The sequence below is a fragment of the Providencia huaxiensis genome (genome assembly GCF_002843235.3).
Lineage (GTDB): Bacteria > Pseudomonadota > Gammaproteobacteria > Enterobacterales > Enterobacteriaceae > Providencia > Providencia huaxiensis.
The window spans coordinates 1-2,642 of record NZ_CP031120.1; the positions used below are offsets into that span (position 1 = coordinate 1).

At 37.8% G+C, this 2,642-nt stretch carries 5 protein-coding genes; 2 read left to right on the forward strand and 3 right to left on the reverse strand.

What is annotated here, in order from left to right; all coding sequences use genetic code 11:
* Positions 1 to 529: 529 nt before the first annotated feature.
* Positions 530 to 817 (forward strand): hypothetical protein, encoded by a 288-nt coding sequence (locus CYG50_RS00265; protein WP_102140791.1) that lies wholly within the window; start codon positions 530 to 532, stop codon positions 815 to 817.
* Positions 818 to 991: 174 nt separating this feature from the next.
* Entirely contained in the window at positions 992 to 1,183 is a 192-nt protein-coding gene (locus CYG50_RS23345; RefSeq protein WP_033930082.1) for a hypothetical protein, read from the forward strand.
* A 430-nt stretch (positions 1,184 to 1,613) separates the two neighbouring features.
* On the opposite strand, the gene CYG50_RS00275 is transcribed toward CYG50_RS23345, so the two are convergent.
* The 3 genes from CYG50_RS00275 to CYG50_RS00285 all read right to left on the reverse strand — a co-directional run bounded on the left by CYG50_RS00275 (position 1,614) and on the right by CYG50_RS00285 (position 2,486).
* Positions 1,614 to 1,916: a helix-turn-helix domain-containing protein gene (locus CYG50_RS00275; RefSeq protein WP_102140794.1), complete on the reverse strand. Its 303-nt coding sequence runs from the start codon at positions 1,914 to 1,916 to the stop codon at positions 1,614 to 1,616.
* A gap of 76 nt (positions 1,917 to 1,992) precedes the next feature.
* Entirely contained in the window at positions 1,993 to 2,271 is a 279-nt protein-coding gene (locus tag CYG50_RS00280; protein ID WP_102140793.1) for a helix-turn-helix domain-containing protein, read from the reverse strand.
* A gap of 8 nt (positions 2,272 to 2,279) precedes the next feature.
* Complete coding sequence (locus CYG50_RS00285; RefSeq protein ID WP_102140792.1) at positions 2,280 to 2,486, reverse strand: hypothetical protein; 207 nt, start codon at positions 2,484 to 2,486, stop codon at positions 2,280 to 2,282.
* Positions 2,487 to 2,642 lie beyond the last annotated feature (156 nt).

A 2,642-nucleotide genomic window follows, 5' to 3' on the forward strand; every position in this document is an offset into this window, starting at 1 on the left:
GGCTTCTTAGCTCTTTAATCTCGCTAAGTCTGGTTAGGTTGGGCTTCTTTCAACACTTCGCAATCCAAGAAATCCCTAGTCCGTTGATTGGTGCTCTTATCAGGTACGCACTGTAATCTTTCGATACCGCAGCGTGATTCGGAGGCAGAGCCGGAATTTCGTTTTCCGGTACGTTTTACTACCACAATTTGCCTGTTTATCCTTTCGGAGACCGGGCTAAGTCCGAGTCAATCAAGTGGTGCATTTGAGTTAATGTCGTTGAATGGTTTTAAGGAAGTAGTGACAAGCTAGCTTCCCATTGCTAAGATTGGAATGCGACTTCGAAATCTGAGCAATGAATGCACAAGATTTAGAGTACCAGAGCCCTGTGATGCTGTCACGGGGCTTTGTTACATCTGAAGCCTAATAACTTCTGTAAATTCAATTCGCAACGCTCGCCGCAAGGCGTGAACTTGTTTCACGTCGAGGAAGCGGAATTTCCCGAAAGCCTTATAATATCTCCGTTCACACATCATCGGAGGGGATCACTATGTCTCAATTATTTCGTTTGGCATCACCGGCAGATTACGAATACATCGAAGAAATAAAATTATGGGAATTGTCATTTGATAAGCGACCGGTTCAAGGGGTTCGTTGTGAAGATCCGGTGATCGGGGCAGAAAAATACAATCGAGGGCGTGAAAAATTTAAGGCGTTAGCGTCACGGCATAAAAAACACTGGAAACCGAACGGATTGACCTTTTCGGAGTTGATCCGCTGGGCAATAGAGTGCGGAACTCCCGAACAATGTCAGCCCGATCATCTTTTTCACAGGTAAAAATCAACGGTTATTAGGTGATGTTTCGATGCTAAAACAGCTCGAGGAAAAGGCAGGTTAATGTCATGTTTGTTTATTATCCTGTGTATTATTCCGTATCTTATTCTATCTAATTTCTCTCTAATACACAGAATAATACAGAGAATAAGATACAGAATAAGAGATAGACACAAGATGACGTTGTGTCATTTCTTACCCATTAATCTATCCGTTATTCTATCCATTATTCTGTCCGTTATTTTATCCGATTTAGGTATAACGGATAGAATAACGGGTAAAATAACGGATGAAATCATCCTTTTACCAACCTACATCTATGATACTTTCAGTATCAATGCCACTCATTTTCTGGACGAAAATGAATGACATAAGGCTCCGCCCTCTGGCTATTTTCTTCGGCTGGACGCCTGCGAAAAAAGCCATTCACCCAAGCCCGTCAAACTCACTGCGTTCGTCTGACCACCCCCTTTTTTCGCCCTGTATTTGGTCGCTCAAAAATGTGGTGGTCAGACGCTTCGCTTGACGGGGGGCTTTGCCCCCAAAACAAGTTTGTGTCTTTCAGCGATTTCGCATCGTTTTACTTGTCAGTTTGCATGATGTTAAAAACGCACTCAGAAGCTCGCAAAACCGTTCTAAACTTTCAGCGTAGATTTGGGTGTTTTATAGGGTGATCGTGTCTTAAAATCGTTTTGAGGGGCTTTAATGGGGGTGAACGGGCGGTTTTCGCTAACTAACTCGCCCGTTTAACATAAAAGGGATTAATGGCACTTCATAATTGGTCGGCTATATCATTTTTTTATTTATTATTATTGATTGAGTTTTCCTGCTCTACAGCTCTAAATTTAGTTGTGTAGATAGCGTTAAATTCAATATCAGATTCACTTAAAAAAACATGTGTTATTAGTTTATCGAGTGATATGTGCAGTGCTTTGCAGTAAAAAATTAAAAATTTTACTGTGAAATTGTGCTGACCCCTTTCATACCGAGATACCTGTTGTTGACTAATATTTAGTATTTCAGCTAATTCTGCTCCTGATAACGAATTTAAGATTCTTTCATTTCTTAAGAATAAGCCTAATTTTTCATTTATATCATTCATATATAACTCGCTGATTATTATGTTTTTATTTTTTTTTTTGCAAAAAAAACTGGTTAATGTCACGTCGAGATTTAAATCAAATATTGATTGCAGGGGTTCTACATAGAGAGTCTTCTTCTTTGTTATAAATTTTCGTTATTCTTGTAAAGAATAATGCTATATCTGTATCTAAAATAATTAATGAATTTATTAGAGTATCGATATCAATTTTATTTACACATCGCTCATATCTAAATAATTGCTGCTCTGATTTGTTTATTAACTTAGCAAATTGCCCTCGGGTATAGCCTGCGTCTCTTCTTAATTTTTTTAGTTCCTTGCCTGCGATTGATGATAAACACTCCGTATTACCCATTATCACTCCTAAATTAGGTTTTTTTTATTTACTACATGCTTGTAAAATGAAGCTTCACTGACATAAATCCCAGAAAAACTGATTTCATCTATAATGCTAGACCAGCTTCTCCCTTGTGCTTTTTGGATCATAATGTCGTGATACAAGTGATTTAGTATTTCCTCTGTTGTTACTTTTGGTTTTTTTTCGATAAATTTTTTTATTTTTTCTTTCATTTTTAATTTCTTAGGTAATTAAATGGTCCTTAGTTAAGGATAGATTAAATTTTAGATAAAAAAAGCCTAATGCCCCAATGTGGTACTAATCAAAATGGAGCGAAGCGACAACGTCATTCTGTCTTTGCTTTTCCCCATGATCGGTTATTGGGTCAT

What these genes read in the sequence shown, in the direction of transcription:
- CYG50_RS00265 (WP_102140791.1), top strand. Translation starts at nt 530, where the DNA reads ATGTCTCAATTATTTCGTTTGGCATCACCGGCAGATTACGAATACATC.
- CYG50_RS23345 (WP_033930082.1), top strand. Translation starts at nt 992, where the DNA reads ATGACGTTGTGTCATTTCTTACCCATTAATCTATCCGTTATTCTATCC.
- CYG50_RS00275 (WP_102140794.1), bottom strand. Translation starts at nt 1,916, where the DNA reads ATGAATGATATAAATGAAAAATTAGGCTTATTCTTAAGAAATGAAAGA.
- CYG50_RS00280 (WP_102140793.1), bottom strand. Translation starts at nt 2,271, where the DNA reads ATGGGTAATACGGAGTGTTTATCATCAATCGCAGGCAAGGAACTAAAA.
- CYG50_RS00285 (WP_102140792.1), bottom strand. Translation starts at nt 2,486, where the DNA reads ATGAAAGAAAAAATAAAAAAATTTATCGAAAAAAAACCAAAAGTAACA.